16 protein-coding genes are annotated in these 15695 nt (G+C 71.2%); 10 read left to right on the top strand and 6 right to left on the bottom strand.

All coding sequences use genetic code 11. The annotated features are described in order from the left end of the window. Positions 1-47: 47 nt before the first annotated feature. The 3 genes from AC6CKD_RS21795 to AC6CKD_RS21785 all read right to left on the bottom strand — a co-directional run bounded on the left by AC6CKD_RS21795 (position 48) and on the right by AC6CKD_RS21785 (position 3899). The gene (locus AC6CKD_RS21795) at positions 48-1778 is read right to left on the bottom strand and encodes an ABC transporter permease subunit (protein WP_498329139.1); all 1731 of its coding nucleotides are present in this window, start codon (positions 1776-1778) and stop codon (positions 48-50) included. Beyond that, positions 1775-3271, bottom strand: coding sequence for an ABC transporter substrate-binding protein (locus tag AC6CKD_RS21790; RefSeq protein ID WP_498329340.1), 1497 nt, complete (start codon positions 3269-3271; stop codon positions 1775-1777). The genes AC6CKD_RS21795 and AC6CKD_RS21790 overlap by 4 nt, the downstream gene beginning before the upstream one ends. A 109-nt stretch (positions 3272-3380) precedes the next feature. Continuing rightward, complete coding sequence (locus tag AC6CKD_RS21785) at positions 3381-3899, bottom strand: HAD domain-containing protein (protein WP_498329137.1); 519 nt, start codon at positions 3897-3899, stop codon at positions 3381-3383. Between the two features lie 101 nt (positions 3900-4000). Between AC6CKD_RS21785 and AC6CKD_RS21780 the strand changes: the two genes are divergently transcribed. The 3 genes from AC6CKD_RS21780 to AC6CKD_RS21770 all read left to right on the top strand — a co-directional run bounded on the left by AC6CKD_RS21780 (position 4001) and on the right by AC6CKD_RS21770 (position 7641). Beyond that, entirely contained in the window at positions 4001-4552 is a 552-nt protein-coding gene (locus AC6CKD_RS21780; RefSeq protein ID WP_498329136.1) for a TetR/AcrR family transcriptional regulator, read from the top strand. Further along, on the top strand, positions 4549-6093 hold the full coding sequence (locus tag AC6CKD_RS21775) for an MFS transporter (RefSeq protein ID WP_498329134.1): 1545 nt from the start codon (positions 4549-4551) through the stop codon (positions 6091-6093). The genes AC6CKD_RS21780 and AC6CKD_RS21775 overlap by 4 nt, the downstream gene beginning before the upstream one ends. A gap of 69 nt (positions 6094-6162) precedes the next feature. After that, a complete protein-coding gene (locus AC6CKD_RS21770; RefSeq protein ID WP_498329133.1) occupies positions 6163-7641 on the top strand; it encodes a membrane-associated oxidoreductase in 1479 nt (492 codons plus the stop codon). Between the two features lie 6 nt (positions 7642-7647). Here AC6CKD_RS21770 and AC6CKD_RS21765 read toward each other — a convergent pair whose 3' ends face one another. Further along, a complete protein-coding gene (locus tag AC6CKD_RS21765; RefSeq protein ID WP_498329131.1) occupies positions 7648-8277 on the bottom strand; it encodes a lysophospholipid acyltransferase family protein in 630 nt (209 codons plus the stop codon). Between the two features lie 308 nt (positions 8278-8585). Between AC6CKD_RS21765 and AC6CKD_RS21760 the strand changes: the two genes are divergently transcribed. The 3 genes from AC6CKD_RS21760 to AC6CKD_RS21750 all read left to right on the top strand — a co-directional run bounded on the left by AC6CKD_RS21760 (position 8586) and on the right by AC6CKD_RS21750 (position 11016). Next, positions 8586-9770, top strand: coding sequence for a glycerophosphodiester phosphodiesterase (locus tag AC6CKD_RS21760; RefSeq protein ID WP_498329129.1), 1185 nt, complete (start codon positions 8586-8588; stop codon positions 9768-9770). A gap of 145 nt (positions 9771-9915) precedes the next feature. Further along, positions 9916-10473 carry a sigma-70 family RNA polymerase sigma factor gene (locus AC6CKD_RS21755; RefSeq protein WP_498329127.1) on the top strand — a complete coding sequence of 186 codons (558 nt, stop codon included), beginning with the start codon at positions 9916-9918 and terminating at the stop codon, positions 10471-10473. A 36-nt stretch (positions 10474-10509) separates the two neighbouring features. Then, complete coding sequence (locus AC6CKD_RS21750; RefSeq protein ID WP_498329125.1) at positions 10510-11016, top strand: GNAT family N-acetyltransferase; 507 nt, start codon at positions 10510-10512, stop codon at positions 11014-11016. On the opposite strand, the gene AC6CKD_RS21745 is transcribed toward AC6CKD_RS21750, so the two are convergent. Together AC6CKD_RS21745 and AC6CKD_RS21740 are read right to left on the bottom strand one after the other, a co-directional pair. Continuing rightward, the gene (locus AC6CKD_RS21745; RefSeq protein WP_498329123.1) at positions 11006-11440 is read right to left on the bottom strand and encodes a hypothetical protein; all 435 of its coding nucleotides are present in this window, start codon (positions 11438-11440) and stop codon (positions 11006-11008) included. The genes AC6CKD_RS21750 and AC6CKD_RS21745 overlap by 11 nt on opposite strands. Beyond that, entirely contained in the window at positions 11433-11801 is a 369-nt protein-coding gene (locus tag AC6CKD_RS21740; protein ID WP_498329122.1) for a hypothetical protein, read from the bottom strand. The genes AC6CKD_RS21745 and AC6CKD_RS21740 overlap by 8 nt, the downstream gene beginning before the upstream one ends. Positions 11802-11869: 68 nt before the next feature. On the opposite strand from AC6CKD_RS21740, the gene AC6CKD_RS21735 reads away from it, so the two are divergent. The 4 genes from AC6CKD_RS21735 to AC6CKD_RS21720 all read left to right on the top strand — a co-directional run bounded on the left by AC6CKD_RS21735 (position 11870) and on the right by AC6CKD_RS21720 (position 15637). After that, positions 11870-12559, top strand: coding sequence for an HAD-IA family hydrolase (locus AC6CKD_RS21735; protein WP_498329120.1), 690 nt, complete (start codon positions 11870-11872; stop codon positions 12557-12559). A gap of 374 nt (positions 12560-12933) precedes the next feature. Next, the gene (locus AC6CKD_RS21730; RefSeq protein ID WP_498329118.1) at positions 12934-14001 is read left to right on the top strand and encodes a methionine ABC transporter ATP-binding protein; all 1068 of its coding nucleotides are present in this window, start codon (positions 12934-12936) and stop codon (positions 13999-14001) included. Next, on the top strand, positions 13998-14666 hold the full coding sequence (locus AC6CKD_RS21725; RefSeq protein ID WP_498329117.1) for a methionine ABC transporter permease: 669 nt from the start codon (positions 13998-14000) through the stop codon (positions 14664-14666). The genes AC6CKD_RS21730 and AC6CKD_RS21725 overlap by 4 nt, the downstream gene beginning before the upstream one ends. Positions 14667-14773: 107 nt before the next feature. Continuing rightward, positions 14774-15637 carry a MetQ/NlpA family ABC transporter substrate-binding protein gene (locus AC6CKD_RS21720; protein WP_498329115.1) on the top strand — a complete coding sequence of 288 codons (864 nt, stop codon included), beginning with the start codon at positions 14774-14776 and terminating at the stop codon, positions 15635-15637. The last annotated feature ends 58 nt before the right edge of the window (positions 15638-15695 follow it).

Genomic DNA, 15695 nt, shown 5'->3' with positions numbered 1-15695 from the left:
GCTCAGATCCCAGCGGTTCGGGTCCCAGCGGCTCAGATCCCAACAGGTCAGATCCCAACGGGGGAAACCTTCTTTCGCTTCTGTACGGGGCCGGCGGCGCGGCCGTCCCCGCGCGCCGACAGGGACACGGCGAGGGCGGCGAGCAGGCCGAGGGCGACAGCGGGGGCCAGCGCTGCGACCGGTGCCCTCTCGACGTAGTCGGCGGACTCGTCGAGCAGCAGGCCCCATTCGGGAGACGGGGGCTGAGCGCCGAGCCCGAGGAAGCCGAGCGAGGCCAGGGCGAGTGCGATGGCGGGCAGGCGCAGGACCGCGTGGCGGGCCACCGGCCCCGCCACGGAAGGCAGTACGTGCCGGGTCAGGATCCAGACCGGGCCGGCGCCGATCGCGCGCTGCGCCGGCAGGAAGCCGGAGGCCCGTACCTCCTGGGCGAGCGCGGCAGCGTGGGCGGCCAGTGGAGGCCAGAAGATCAGCGCCACGGCGAGTGCCGCGCCACCGGTGCCCGGCCCGGTCGCGGCGGCCACCAGAATGCCGGCGATCACCGGGGGCAGGGCATTGGCGATGTCGGACAGCCCGGCGGCGAGGTTCGGCAGGAACCCCAGGGCGAGGCCGACCAGGTAGCTGAGCAGGCAGACGGCGGCGGCCGTGCCGACCGTGGAGGCGGCACCGTGACCCAGTCGGCCCAGCACGTCGCGGCCCAGCGCGTCGGTGCCGAGCGGGTGCCCCGGAGACGGCGAGGCGAGCCGGGCGGCGGTATCGATGGCGTACGGGTCCCGCAGCAGGCCCCAGCCGATGACCGCGACGAGGATCGCGGCCAGGGCGACCGGCACGGCCGTGGGGACGCGCACGGGATGGGCGGCGGGCAGCGTGAGAGCCGCGTCGCGCAGGGCGGGACCGAGCAGGCGTCGCCGTAGCACGGACGACAGGGTCCCCATCAGGAGCCCCAGCGCGAGCAGAGCCAGCACCGAGCCCTGGAGCAGCGGCAGGTCCTGGGCCTTGGCCGCGCCGAGCGCGGTCCGCCCGAGTCCGGGGATCGCGAAGATCGTCTCGACGGCGACCGCGCCCCCGGTCAGGCCGACCGCGACGATCCCGAACTGCGGGACCAGTGGCGGCAGGACGCGCCTCAGCGCGGCGGCCGCGATCCGCCCCCGTCCGATCCCCGCGCCGCGCCAGAGCTCCACCCAGCGCTCCTCCATGACGGCGGGCAGCGCGTCGGCGACGAGCCGGCCGAGGAGGCCGCCCGCCGGTATGCCGAGGGCGAGCGCGGGGAGCACGAGATGCGCGGGACCGGTCCAGCCCGAGGTGGGCAGCCAGGCCAGCCACACGCCGACCACGATCAACAGGAGCGTGGAGAGCAGGAATTCGGGGAGGGCGGCGACGATCGCGGCCGCCGCCCCCGAAGTGCCCCGCTTGCGGATCAGGGTGGGAGCGGCCAGCGCCGCCCCCACCAGCAGCGCGATCAGCAGAGCGGTGGCCATCAGCCCCAGCGACACCCACAGTCCGGCCGTCACCGAAGGCAGGACGTCCGTGCCGGACACCCAGGACGTCCCCAGATCCCCCTGTACCAGCCCGGCCGCCCACCGGCCGAGCAGGCCGAGCGGTCCCGCGTCGAGCCCGAGGTCCGCGCGGATGGCGTCGAGCGCCTCCCCCGTCGGCTCCTGCTCGGCGGACCTCGCGCGGAGCAGGCTGAGCGCGGGGTCCGTGCCGGACAGCCAGGGCAGCAGCCCGACGGCGCTCAGCACGGCGGCCAGTGCGGCCGCCCTCGCGAGTCCCGCTCTCACTTGACGTACGTATCGATCGTGACGAGTTCGCGCTCGCGCGGGTCGTGCGCGGCGCCGCTGATGTTCGCGGCATCCCCCTGGATGACCCGCTCGTGCAGCATCGGCACGGCCGCGTCCGCGGCCAGTACGGCAGCCTCGGCGGCGATGATCGCCGCGCGTCGCGCGTCGCCCACCGCGCCCAGCGAGGCGGCGGTCAGTTTCGCGTCGACGGCGGGATCGGCGAGCTGGGCGATGTTGAAGGAGCCCTCGCTCGCGAAGTCGCTGTAGAGGTAGGCCGCAGCGTCACCGGAATCGAGGACCGTCGCCCGGGACAGGACGAACGCGTCGAACTTCCCGGCCAGGGCGTCCGCTTCGATGTTGGCGTACTCGCGCACGTCGAGCTTGACCTTGAACCCGACGGCCTGGAGCTGCTGCTGGAGGATCTGGGCGACCTCGGGCAGTTCGGCCCGGTCGGTGAACGTGCCGATCGTGATCTCGGTACCGCCCGGGTCGCCGGCCGGTACGCGCTGAACGGGCCGGCGCAGCTTCGACGCCCACGGCAGGGCCGGCCCGAGGAGGCCCTGGGCGACGTCGGCCCGTCCCTCGTAGACGCTCCCCACGATCTGACCGGCGTCGACGGCCCCGCGGGCCGCCGCGCGAAGTCCCGCGTCCTTGAAGGGGCCGCTCGCGGTGTTGAGGTACAGGGTGTTCGTACGCGGCATCGGCACCTGCGTGATCAGCTTCTGGTCGAGCAGCTTGGCCTGCGAGACGGGTACCGCCTCGACGATGTCGGCCTCGCCGCTGCGCAGCGCGGCCGCCCGGGCGGTCCCGTCGGGCACGTACTTCACGTCGATGCCGGCGGCCTTGGCCTTGCCGCCCCAGTGGCCGTCGTAGCGGTTGAGCGTGGCGGTGGCGGTGCCGCCCGCCTTGACGAGCTCGAACGGACCGGTGCCGGTGCCGACCGGGTTCACCGTCTTGCCCTGGTACGCCTTGGCGGCCAGGATCGACAGCTGCGGCGAGCTGAGGCGCTGCGGGACCAAGGGGTCCTCGGCGGCGGTGGTGACGGCGACGGTGTGCGCGTCGACGGCCTCCACGGAGAGGTCCACGCCGTCGAGGATGCGGGGCTTCGGCTTGGCGCTCGCGGCGGCGCTCAGCGACTTCACGACCGACTCGGCGGTGAGGCCGGTCCCGTCGTGGAAGGTCACGCCCTCGCGGACCGTGAAGGTCCACGTCGTCCCGGCCTGCTTCCACGCGGTGGCGAGCGCGGGCCGGGCATTGCCGTCCGCATCGAGCTTGACCAGCGTTTCGGCGGTGGACCAGCGCGACAGCTTGAAGGCGTCGTCCGAGAGGGGCGACAGCCCGGAGCGCGGCGGCGTCATCATCGCGACGCGGATCCGGCCGTCACCGGAGCCGTCGGAGCCGCCGGCGCTCGAGCCGCCGTCCACGAAGCAGCCGGTGAGCACGAGGGAGGAGGTGCCGAAGGCGATCGCGGACAGGGCTCCGCGGCGGAATATGAGGGAACTTTCGGGCAGGTGCAACGGGGGTCCCCAAGCGGGAGATGAGGTGCGGTGGTGACCCGGACGCTAACATAATGACAATCATGTTCAAAAATGCGGGTCCGCCCTACGCGGCCCACCGGGCCAGCGCCTCGAAGTCCGCGGGGAGGAGGCCGGTGTGCTCGTCGATCCGCATCAGGAGCGCCCGTGCCGGGTGTCGCTGGTCGACGTACGCGTGGTCCATGGCCGTGATGTCGTCGTCGATCCACGCGAAGGGCCTGCTTCCCGCGTACTCCAGGACGTACTGCGTCTTCCAGAAGGTGCCGAGCGGCGCCCGGCCGTGCATTGCGGGCCAGTCGATGAACGGGAGTCGCGGCAGGCCCAGTTGGGGGCCTATCCAGTCGTTGGCCTCGTCCTTCCACGTCGTGGCCCAGACGGGTTCGTAGGAGTCGGTGAGCGCGAGCAGCTCGGTCCCGTGGTCCGGATTCAGCCAGACCCGCAGGGGCTTCGAGCTCTCCGCCGCCGTCCAGCCCGTCGGGCGCATCCGGTGGGTGGCGTACCCCGGTGGGCGCCTCTGCGGCTTGGCCGCGTACGGGTTCAGCGGACCGTCGACATCGATCAGGAGCAGGGGCTTCGTAGGCTTCATTTCGGCAGGATCCCCTTCGGGCCGCCCATGCGGCAGCGCATTTATCGTCGAATGAGACGAAGAATGAGACGTCAACGTCTCATTCGGGTTATGCTTGTCTCATGGCCATGGATCGTGATCAGGTGCTCCGCGCCGCCGCCGCTCTGCTCTCCCGCAAATCGACCGCCACGATGGACGAGGTCGCGAGGGCCGCCGGCATCGGCCGTGCGACCCTCCACCGGCACTTCGCCGGGCGCGACGCCCTCGTACGGGCGCTCGAAGAGCTCGGGATCCGGGAGTTCGAGGTGGCCTTCGACAACGCCCGCCTCGGCGAGGGCACGGCGATCGACGCGCTCCGCAGGCTCGTTGCCGAGGCGGAGCCCAACGCCGAGCTGCTGGCCTTCCTCGTCACCGAGAACCAGCTCTTCGAGGGAGACCAGGTCAACGAGGGATGGGCCCGCCTCGACGCGCGCGTCGGCGAACTCTTCCGGCGCGGCCAGCACGAGGGCGACATCCGGATCGACCTGAGCCCCGCCTGGCTCACCGAGGCCCTCTACGGGCTCATCGGCACCTGCGCCTGGGCCGTCATGGACGGCCGGGTCGCGGCCAAGGACTTTCAGTACATGATCATCGAGCTGCTGCTCGGTGGCGCACGACGGAGCGTGGAGAAATGAGCGGTACCGAACAGCTGACCCGGACCAAGGGGGCCCAGGGCCGGAGCCCCGGGCGCTGGCTCGCGCTCTCCGTGCTCGTCCTGGCCGTCCTGCTGGTCGCCGTCGACGCCACCGTGCTCGGTCTCGCCACGCCCGCCCTCAGCGAGGACCTGAAGCCCTCGGGCACCCAGCTCCTGTGGATCGGCGACATCTACTCCTTCGTCATCGCCGGCCTGCTCGTCTCCATGGGCTCCCTCGGCGACCGGATCGGCCGCAAGAAGCTCCTCCTCGTCGGCGCGACCGCCTTCGGAGCCGTCTCGGTCCTCAACGCCTACGCCACCAGCCCCGAGATGATGATCATCTCCCGGGCCCTGCTCGGCGTGGCCGGCGCGACCCTGATGCCCTCCACCCTCGCCCTGATCCGCAACATCTTCCACGACCCCAAGGAGCGCAGCCTCGCCATCGGCATCTGGGGCGCCACCGCCTCGGCCGGCGCGGCCGTCGGCCCGGTGGTCGGCGGGGCCCTGCTCCAGCACTTCTGGTGGGGCTCGGTCTTCCTCATCAACGTCCCCGTGATGATCGTCCTGGTCGTCGTCGGCATCAAGCTGCTGCCCGAGTCCAAGAACCCGGTCGCCGGCCCCTGGGACCTGTTCAGCGTCGGCCTCTCCCTCGTCGGCATCATCGGCGTGGTCTACGCCGTCAAGCAGGTCGCCACCCACGGCACGAGCTGGGAGGTGTGGGCGGCCGCCGGCATCGGAGCGGGCGCGCTCTACACCTTCGTACGCCGCCAGTTCACGCTGCCGGCCCCGCTCCTCGACATGCGGCTCTTCAAGCACCGCGGGTTCTCCGGCGCGGTCCTCGCCGACCTGCTCACCGTCTTCGGCCTGTCCGGACTGGTCTTCTTCCTCTCCCAGTTCCTCCAGCTCGTCCAGGGCCGCGAGCCGCTCGAAGCGGGCCTCGCCGAACTGCCCGCCGCCATCGGCGCGGTGGTCACCGGCCTGGTCGCCGGCACGTACGCCCGCAAGTACGGGGTACGGGTCATCGTGACGGGAGGCCTCGCCGCCATCGGCATCGCGCTGGCCGCACTGACCGTGATCCACAAGGAGACCGGCTACCCGCTGCTCGGCGCGGCCCTGCTCGTCGTCGGCCTCGGCGCAGGATTCTCCTTCACCGTCACCGCCGACGTGATCCTCTCCAGCGTCCCCAAGGAACAGGCCGGTTCCGCCTCGGCCGTCTCCGAGACCGCCTACGAACTGGGTGCCGCCCTCGGCATCGCCCTGCTCGGCTCGGTCGTCACCGGCGTCTACCAGGACTTCACCGCCCCGGCCTCCGTCACCGGCCCCGTCGCCGACGCCGCCCACGAATCGCTCGGCGGCGCCGTCGAAGCGGCCAGGTCGCTGGACCCGCAGACCGCCCAGCAGATGGTCGGCGCCGCCCAGGAGGCGTTCGTGGACGGGTTGCGGCTGGCCTCGGGCGTGGGCGCTGCCGTCCTGCTCGCCACGGCGGTGGCCGCCTGGTTCCTGCTCCGGGGCCAGGAGCTCCAGGACGGCATCGAGCACTGACGCCGCGCCAGAGGGTGGTGCTCCGTGCGGAGTTGACAGTCCGTCGACCCGCGGGACACCATCCCGGCGATGGAGATCAACGACCTGACCCCGGCGGAGCGCCGCGTATGGGACGCCTTCCCCGGTGGGGAAGGCGTCGATTTCCGGGAGGACCGGGGCGAGGAGGCCACTGACGGCGCCTCGTGGGGACCGGAGCGGACCGTACGCGCCGAGTTCCTCGCGTTCCTGCTGCTGCGCGGCGCGGCCCCGCTCGACGGGCAGGTGCCCGGGCTGAACGTCCGGGGCGCCCGGATCACCGGCAAGCTCAACCTCAAGTACGCGGACATCGAGCACGCGATCCGGCTGCGGGCCTGCTGGTTCGAACGCAAACCCCTCCTGTACGGGGCCCGGTTGCGAATCGTGTCGCTGAGCGACTCGGCCCTGCCCGGCCTGACCGCCTCCACCGTCAGCGTCGACATCGCGCTCAAGCTGTCCTGCTGCCGCATCACCGGGCCCGTACGCCTCGCCGGCGCCCGGATAGCAGGCGGGCTCTTCCTGCGGAAGGCGGTCATCGGCACGGCCGGCCCGGCCGAGGAGGGCCAGGAGGCGGCGCTCCAGTTCAACCACGCCGACATCGGAACCGACGTCATCGCCATGGAGCTCACCGTCCACGGCCAGACCCGCATCAACGGCGCCACCGTCGGCGGCCAGATCAACTTCGACGACGCCCGGCTCCTCGCCCCCGGTGGGACCGCCCTGCACGCCGAGATCCTCAACGTCGGAACGGACCTGCGCGCCATGCGGCTGGAGGCCCGCGGCCGGGTCAACCTCACCGGCTCCCGGATACCGGGCCAGCTCAACCTCGCCTACGCCCGCCTCATCAACCCCGGCGGTGTCGCGCTGCGCGCCTCCAGCTGCGTCGCCGGCGAGGTGTGGCTGCGCAACTGCCCGACCGTCCAGGGCGGCGTGAACCTGCGCCGCTCCCAGTTCGACCTGCTCCACATCACGCCCGAGACCTGGCCGCCGCAGGTCCGCGTCGCCGGACTCACCTACCGCGCCCTCAGCCCGCACGTTCCCGCCGAGCAGAGACTGCCCGTCCTGGAGCGCGAGGAGTCGGGCTACCTCCCGCACGCCTACGAGCAGCTCGCCACGTCCTACCGGACGGCGGGCGACGAGGCGGCGGCGCGGACCGTCCTGCTCGCCAAGCTGCGCCGCCACCGCCGCACCCTGCCCCGGGTCGCCAGGTTCTGGGGGCTGCTCCAGGACGCCACCGTGGGCTACGGATTCCGGCCGCTGCGCGCCGCGGGCTGGCTGCTGGCGCTGCTGATCACGGGAACCGTCGCGTACGTCCTCCACCCGCCCCGGGAGCTGAAGGCGGGGGAGGCGCCGGAATTCAACCCGGTCTTCTACACGCTCGACCTGATGGTGCCGATCATCAGCTTCGGCCAGGAGGCGGCCTACGCACCGGACGGCTGGTACCAGTGGCTGTCGTACCTGCTGATCGTGACCGGCTGGGTCCTCGCCACGACGACCGCGGCGGGCGTCAGCCGGTCACTGCAACGGCAGTGAGGAGGGCTACGCGGCCTTCGCCTTGGTCGCGTACATGTCCACGTACTCCTGGCCGGAGAGCCGCATGACCTCGGCCATCACCGAGTCGGTGACGGCGCGCAGCACGTAGCGGTCGCGGTCCATGCCCTCGTACCGGGAGAACTCCATCGCCTCGCCGAACCGGACGGTGACCCGGCCGGGGCGCGGCATGCCCGCGCCGCCGGGCTGGATCTTGTCGGTGCCGATCATCGCGAAGGGGACGACGGGCGCGCCGGTCATCAGGGTCAGGCGGGCGATGCCGGTGCGGCCGCGGTAGAGGCGGCCGTCGGGGGAGCGGGTGCCCTCGGGGTAGATGCCGAAGATCTTGCCCTCTTCGAGGATCCGGCGGCCGGTCATCAGGGCGGCGACGCCCCCGTTGGCCCCGTCGCGGTCGACGGGGATCATGCCGCCGCCGGTGAAGAACCAGGCCATGGCCCGGCCCTTGAGGCCCTTGCCGGTCACGTACTCGTCCTTGCCGATGAAGTGGACCGTACGGTCGCACACCAGCGGAAGGATCATCGAGTCGATGAAGGTGAGGTGGTTGCCCGCGAGGATCACCGGCCCGGTGCCCGGAATGTTCTCGAGGCCCTCGACGCGGGTGCGGAACATCAGGCGCATGACGGGTCCGACAGTGGCTTTGATCAGGCGCGTACGGAACAACGTGGGGCCCTCCGGCATCGAAAAGCAAGGTTCTCGCACCCACCGCACGCGGCGGTAGTGCAGGTGAGGACGATACTCGCGGGTCCGCTCTGATCGCACATCGGGTTCACGAGGTGGATACGCAGTGTTGACGCACGTTTCCGCCATGTTCCGCCCGCGCACCCCCGCCCGCCATGGAGGCTTGCCTACCATCGGCACGCGGATTCGGGCCGCGGGCCCCGGAGATCCCGGGACGCCCGGCCCTTGTCCAATGGGGAGTGGCATTCATGACACAGGGTGGGGCAGCGCGGCGCGCGGTACTGGGCGCGGCCGTCGTCGCGGCGGGCGGAGCCTTCGGCGGACTCGTGGCGGGCGGCGGCCCGGCCGCGGCGGCGGAGAGCGGCCACGGGGGAGGCGCGGGAGGCGGCCGCGGCGGCTACCGGGACCTGCCGGTGCCGACGGTCATCGGGCACCGTGGAGCCAGCGGCTACCGGCCCGAGCACACGCTCGGGGCCTACCAGCTCGCGCTCGACCTCGGCGCCGACGTCGTCGAACAGGACCTCGTGCCCACCAAGGACGGCCACCTGGTGTGCCGCCACGAGAACGAGATCGGCGGCACGACCGACGTCGCCGACCACCCCGGGTTCGCGTCCCGGAAGACGACCAAGACGATCGACGGGGTCGCGGTCACGGGCTGGTTCACCGAGGACTTCACCCTCGCCGAGCTGAAGACCCTGCGCGCGAAGGAACGCATCCCCGCCCTCCGGCAGCGCAACACGCTCTACGACGGCCGCTGGGACGTCCCCACCTTCGAAGAGGTGCTCCGCTGGGCCGACCGCGAGGGCCGCCGGCGCGGGAAGCGCGTGTGGCTGCACGTGGAGACCAAGCACCCCAGCTACTTCCGCGGCCTGGGCCTCGGTCTCGAAGAGCCCCTCGCCAAGCTGCTTCGCCGCCACGGGCGCGACGGCCGGGACGCCCCGCTCTTCCTGCAGTCCTTCGAGCCCTCCAGCATCCAGCGGCTCTCCCGGCTGGTCTCGGCCCCGCGCGTGGTGCTCCTTTCGGCGGCGAGCACCCGCCCGTGGGACTTCGAGCTGGCCAAGGATCCCCGCACGGTCGCCGATCTGGTCAAGCCCGAGGGGCTGCGGTGGATCGCGGGCTTCGCCCAGGGCATCGGGCCGACCATGGACCTGATCCTGCCGCGCGATGCCGCCGGCAAGCTCGGCGCCCCGACCACCCTGGTCGCGGACGCCCACGCGCGGGGGCTGATCCTGCACCCCTATACCGCGCGGAACGAGAACAACTTCCTGCCGGCCGACTACCGCAAGGGAACCGACCCGACGGCCTACGGCGATGCCTTCGGCGCCTTCCAGACCTACTTCGCACAGGGCATCGACGGCATCTTCACCGACCACCCCGACACCGGGCTGCTCGCGGCGGAGGCCTTCCGCCCGGGCCGCGGAGCCGAGGGCTAGGCGTCAAAGGCGCCGGCCGCCAAGGGCCGGGCGTCACCGGCGGACCGTCACCGGCGGACCGTCAACGCCCGGCCGGAGCTTCTCGTACGAGTGGGCCGTGCCCGGCGGGGAAACCGCCCGGCACGGCCTTGGCGTCCCGCCCGGCATGGACCTGCTGAAGGCTGATCTCCCCGACCTGTTCGAAACGCTCCGCCCGCTGCTCTCGGCCGAAGCGGCCGCCGAGACCGCGGGCACCGGGGTGGACGCCGCCGACCTGGAACAAGCCGTCTGGGTCAGGCTGCTGGAGCACCGCCGCATCCCCGCCGAACCCGCCGACTGGCTGCGCCGGGCGGTGCGCGGGGAGGCCCGCCGGGCGCGCCGCCGGGCCCGGCACGAAGTCCCGTACGGCCACCGCCAGCACTCGGCGGAGGGCGCGTCGGGCGCGGGGACCCGTACCAGTACGGGCGTGGAACCGGAAGACGCCCTCCTGCACGGGGAGGAGAACCGCGCCCTCCGATCGGCGGTCGCCCGATTGCCCGGAAGGTGTCCGGAGCTCATGAAGGCACTTCTTTCGCCCAGGGACCTCACCTACCGTGAAATCGCAGGAGAGTTGGGTATCTCACAAGGAAGTTTGGGGCCCGTCCGTTCCCGTTGCCTGGGATGTCTGCGCAGAATGCTGGCCGTAGAGGTTGCGGCTCCCGTCCTGCGGGGAATGGAGCGGTAGACCAAAGGCCACCAGGTGAGCGGGAGGCATGCGCACATGGGCATGAGCGTGACGATTTCGGCGGCAACCGCCGAGGATGCCGAGCAGATCATCAAGCTGCAGTATCTGGCGTTCCAGAGCGAGGCCGAGCTGTACGGCAACTACCGCATCCAGCCGCTCACCCAGTCCCTGGACTCCCTCAAGGCCGAGCTGGCGTCGGACACCGTGCTGGTGGCCCGGCTCGGCGAGGAGATCGTCGGAGCCGTGCGCGGCACCGTCGACGAAGAGGGCACCGGCAAGATCGCCAAGCTCTGCGTGCACCCCCGGCTCCAGGGCCACGGCCTCGGCGCCCGGCTGCTGGGCGCGGTCGAGGCGGCCCTGTCCGGCCACGACGGGACCACCCGATTCCGGCTGTTCACCGGCCACAAGAGCGAGTCGAACCTGCGCCTCTACCGCAAGGCCGGCTACACCCAGGTCGGCGGACGCACCGCGTCCGACGGCGTCCGCCTGGTGATCCTGGAGAAAGAGGCCAAGGAGGCCACCGACTTCGCGGTCAGCGCTTAGCGCGGAGCCAGAGCATCCCGGTGATCGGCAGGATCACCGGGATGAACAGGTAGCCCATCCCGAAGTCCGACCACACGGTCGCGTCGGGGAAGGCGTCGGGCCGCGCCAGGGTCCAGGTGCCCACGACGAGTACGCCGGTCAGCTCGGCGGCGCAGCAGATCCGCGCCGCCTTGCGGGCCGTTTCCCCGCCGCGCACCAGCGAGTACGTGATGAAGGCGTAGACCAGCGCGGCCGCGGCCGACAGCGAGTACGCGAGCGGGGCCCGGTCGAACTCGGTGGAGATCTGGTAGATCGAGCGCGAGACCGCGCCGACGGTGATCACCCCGTAGAACCAGACCAGCAGCACCCCCGGCCCGGTGACCAGGCGCCTGCGCCCGCCGGGCGGGGTGGCGGTGGCCGTGGCGTCCGTTTCGGTATCAGGCACCGCTGTTTCCCCAGATGTCGTAGAGCCGTACTTCGAGCACGGCGAGGACGACCGCTCCCGCGGCCACGGTCACCGAACCCCATTTGGTCCGCTCGCTCAGCGAAAGCAGCCCCGCGGCCGGGATGGTCGCGAAGGCGCCCACCAGATAGGCGAGGAAGAGCACCGTGCCCTGCCCGGGCTCCTCGCCCCGGGCGAGCTGGACCAGGCCGACCACCAGCTGCGCCAGGACCAGAACGGTCACCACGGCCATGCCGATGAAGTGCCAGTCCTTGGTCGGCTGGTCCCGCCAGGCGGCGAAACCGCACCAGGCGGCGAGAGCGAGTGCGGCCACGCCGATGGCGACCGTCAGGGCGTCGAGCATGCAGCGAGGGTATTACGGGCCGAAAGACCCGATGCGCTCACCCCTGCCCCGGAGCTTTCCTTGAAGGCATGAAGCTGCTGCACGGGAAGCTCGGCCCGCAATTCGACGCGCTGCTGTTCGACAACGACGGCACGCTCATCTCCTCGATGGAGTCGGTGCACCGCTGCTGGACCAGTTGGGCCCGGGAGTACGGGATCACCGAGGAGGCCTTCGCCGCGGTGGAACTCCACGGCCGCCCGGCCGCGGAGATCGTCGCCGACCTGCTGCCCGCGGCCGTACGGGCCGGCGCCCTCGCCCGGATCGAGGCGCTGGAGACCGAGGACGTGGCGGGCGGCGTGGTCCTGCTCCCCGGCACCAAGGAGCTGCTCTCGGCCCTCCCCGCCGGCCGCTGGGCCGTGGTCACGTCCGCGACCCGCTCTCTGGCCGAGGCACGGCTGCGTGAGGTCGGCATCGCCGCCTGGGACGAGGGGGGCCCGGAGATGGTGGCCGCCGACGACATCACCCGCGGCAAGCCCGACCCGGAGCCCTTCCTGCTCGCAGCCGCCCGGCTCGGCGTGGACCCGGCCCGCTGCGCGGTCTTCGAGGACGCCCCCGCCGGCCTGGCCGCGGGCCGCGCCGCCGGGATGACCACCGTGGCCTTGACCACAACGCACCCGGCCGCCGAACTCGACGCGGACGTGGTCGTACGAGACCTCTCGGCCGTGTCCGTGCTGGTCGGAGCCGATGGGGTGACGATCGAGACGGACGATCGGACCTGACCGGTGCTGTCCGGTATGCGGCCGAAATCCGTCCGCTATTCGGACATCTTTGATCGGTCACGGGGAACGTCTGGTTTACTGTGACCCATGACCACGACGAGCAGCCGCACCCTTGCGACCGAGGCGACGATGACGCCCGGTGCTCGTTGTATGTGTCGAATGCGCGCCTTCTGAGGGCCCCTGCCCCAGGTCTCACGCCCCGAAGCGAGACCGGCCGAGCCGCTCCAGGCACCCCCGTGTGAACCCGGACCGCTCCTGCCCCGCGCATGCGCCGAAGCCGTCGATTTCCGATGGTTCGACCCGTATCGCGTCCCAGATGTTTGCCCCGTGCCCGGCACCCGCTGCGCCGCGCACTCGACAGCGACGGAAATCCTGTGATCACCACATCGGGCCTCACGAAGGTCTACCAGTCCCGTGGCCGCGAGGTCACCGCCCTGGACGGCGTCGACCTGCACGTCCGCCAGGGCGAGGTCTACGGAGTCATCGGCCAGAGCGGCGCCGGAAAGTCCTCCCTGATCCGCTGCGTGAACCTGCTGGAGCGTCCCACCACCGGCACCGTGTCCGTCGACGGGGTCGACCTCACCGCCCTCGCCGGCCGCGGCCGCCGCGCCGGCAAGGAGCTCCGCGAGGCCCGCAGCCGCATCGGCATGGTCTTCCAGCACTTCAACCTGCTGTCCTCGCGCACCGTGCAGGGCAACATCGAGCTGCCCCTGGAGATCCTCGGGGTCTCCGGACGCGAGCGCTCCCGCAAGTCCGCCGAACTGCTCGACCTCGTCGGCCTCGCCGACAAGGCCGCGGCCTACCCCGGTCAGCTCTCCGGCGGCCAGAAGCAGCGCGTCGGCATCGCCCGCGCCCTGGCCGGCGACCCCAAGGTGCTGCTCTCCGACGAGGCCACCAGCGCCCTGGACCCCGAGACCACCCGGCAGATCCTCCAGCTGCTGCGCGACCTCAACCGCCAACTGGGCCTGACCGTCCTGCTCATCACGCACGAGATGGACGTGGTCAAGTCCGTCTGCGACTCGGCCGCCCTCATGCGGCAGGGCCGGATCGTCGAGGCCGGCACCGTCACCGAGCTGCTGGCCACCCCCGGCTCCGAGCTCGCCCGCGAACTGTTCCCGCTGACCGGCTCCGCGACCACCGCGGAGCAGACGGTCATCGACGTCACCTTCCACGGCGAGACCGCGACCCAGCCGGTCATCTCCCAACTGGCGCGCACCTACAACATCGACATATCGATCCTCGGCGCCGCGATGGACACCGTCGCCGGCCGGCAGATCGGCCGCATGCGCATCGAGCTGCCCGGCCGCTACGAGGACAACGTCGTCCCCGTCGGCTTCCTGCGCGAGCAGGGCCTGCAGGTGGACGTCGTGGAAGTGGACACGGACGTCGAGGCCGACGTCGACGGCGAACTGGCCGAGCTGGTCAAGGACGGTGCGAAGTGACCTGGTCCGAAATGCAGCCGCTGCTCACGCAGGGCACCTTCGACACCCTCTACATGGTGTTGTGGTCCGCCCTGGTGACCGTCCTCGGCGGACTGCCCGTCGGCATCCTCCTCGTCCTCACCGACAAGGGCGGCCTGCTCCAGAACCGGGCGGTCAACAAAATCCTCGGTGTGGTGGTGAACATGGGCCGCTCGCTGCCCTTCATCATCTTGTTGATCTTCCTGATCCCGGTCACCACGGCGATCGTCGGCACCTTCATCGGTCCCACCGCCATGATCGTTCCGCTCGCCATCGGCGCCATCCCCTTCTTCGCGCGGCTCGTCGAGACCGCCGTGCGCGAGGTGGACCACGGCCTGATCGAAGCCGTCGAATCCATGGGCGGCGGCATCCCGACCCTGGTCGGCAAGGTGCTCCTGCCGCAGGCCCTGCCCTCGCTGATCGCGGCCGTCACCACCACCGTGATCACCCTGATCGGCTACTCCGCCATGGCCGGCGCGGTCGGCGGCGAAGGCCTCGGCTCCAAGGCCGTCACGTACGGCTTCCAGCGTTTCGAGACCGGCTTCATGCTCGCGACCGTCGTGGTGCTGATCGTGCTCGTCACGGTGATCCAGCTCATCGGCGACGGCGTGGTACGCCTCCTCGCGCGGCGCGGTCGGACAGCCTGAACCGGGCCGGCCCGAGCCGTATCATCACCAACTTTTTCCCACGAAAGCCCGCACTTGTCGTGCTTGGGCCGTCATCCATACAGCAGGACGCAAGAAAGGCACTCTTCGTGCGCAAGAACATCAAGCTCACCGCCCTCGCCGCCACCGCCGCCGCGCTCACCCTCTCCCTGAGCGCCTGCGGCAGCTCCTCGGACCCGTCCTCCACCAAGGCGGACGGCGGCAAGGTCGACGAGAGCAAGCCCCTCAACATCGCGGCGTCCCCGAGCCCGCACGCGGACATCCTGAAGTTCGTGCAGGACAACCTGGCGGCCAAGGAAGGCCTCACCCTCAAGGTCACGGAGTTCACGGACTACGTCCTGCCGAACACCGCCACCCAGCAGGGCGGTGTCGACGCCAACTACTTCCAGCACGTCCCGTACCTCGACGACTTCAACAAGAAGAACGGCACCGACATCGTGCCCGTCGTGAACGTGCACCTGGAGCCCCTGGGCCTGTACTCCAAGAAGAACAAGGCCCTCACGGACATCAAGGCCGGCCAGACCATCGCCGTCCCCAACGACCCCACCAACGAGGGCCGCGCGCTCCAGCTCCTCGCCGCGAACAACCTCATCACCCTCAAGGAGGGTGTCGGCACCGGCGCCAAGCTGTCCGACATCACCGACAAGAAGGGCCTGGAGTTCAAGGAGCTGGAGGCCGCCACGGTCCCGCGCGCCCTGAACGACGTCGACGCCGCCGTCATCAACGGCAACTACGCCATCGAGGCCGACCTCGTCCCGGCCAAGGACGCGCTCGTCCTGGAGAAGGCCGAGGGCAACCCGTACGCCAACATCCTGGCGGTCAAGAACGGCAACCAGGACGACCCGCGGATCCAGAAGCTCGCGAAGCTGCTGAACTCCGACGAGGTCAAGAAGTTCATCGACGAGAAGTACAACGGCTCGGTCATCCCGGCCTTCGGCAAGCCCGTCGCCTGATCCGGTCAGTGACACGGGCCGGCCCGATCCGGCCGCCCCGACCGGCCCCGTACGCCCC

The organism is Streptomyces sp. GQ60 (genome assembly GCF_059758875.1).
This window is presented reverse-complemented; position numbering and strand designations above follow the sequence as displayed.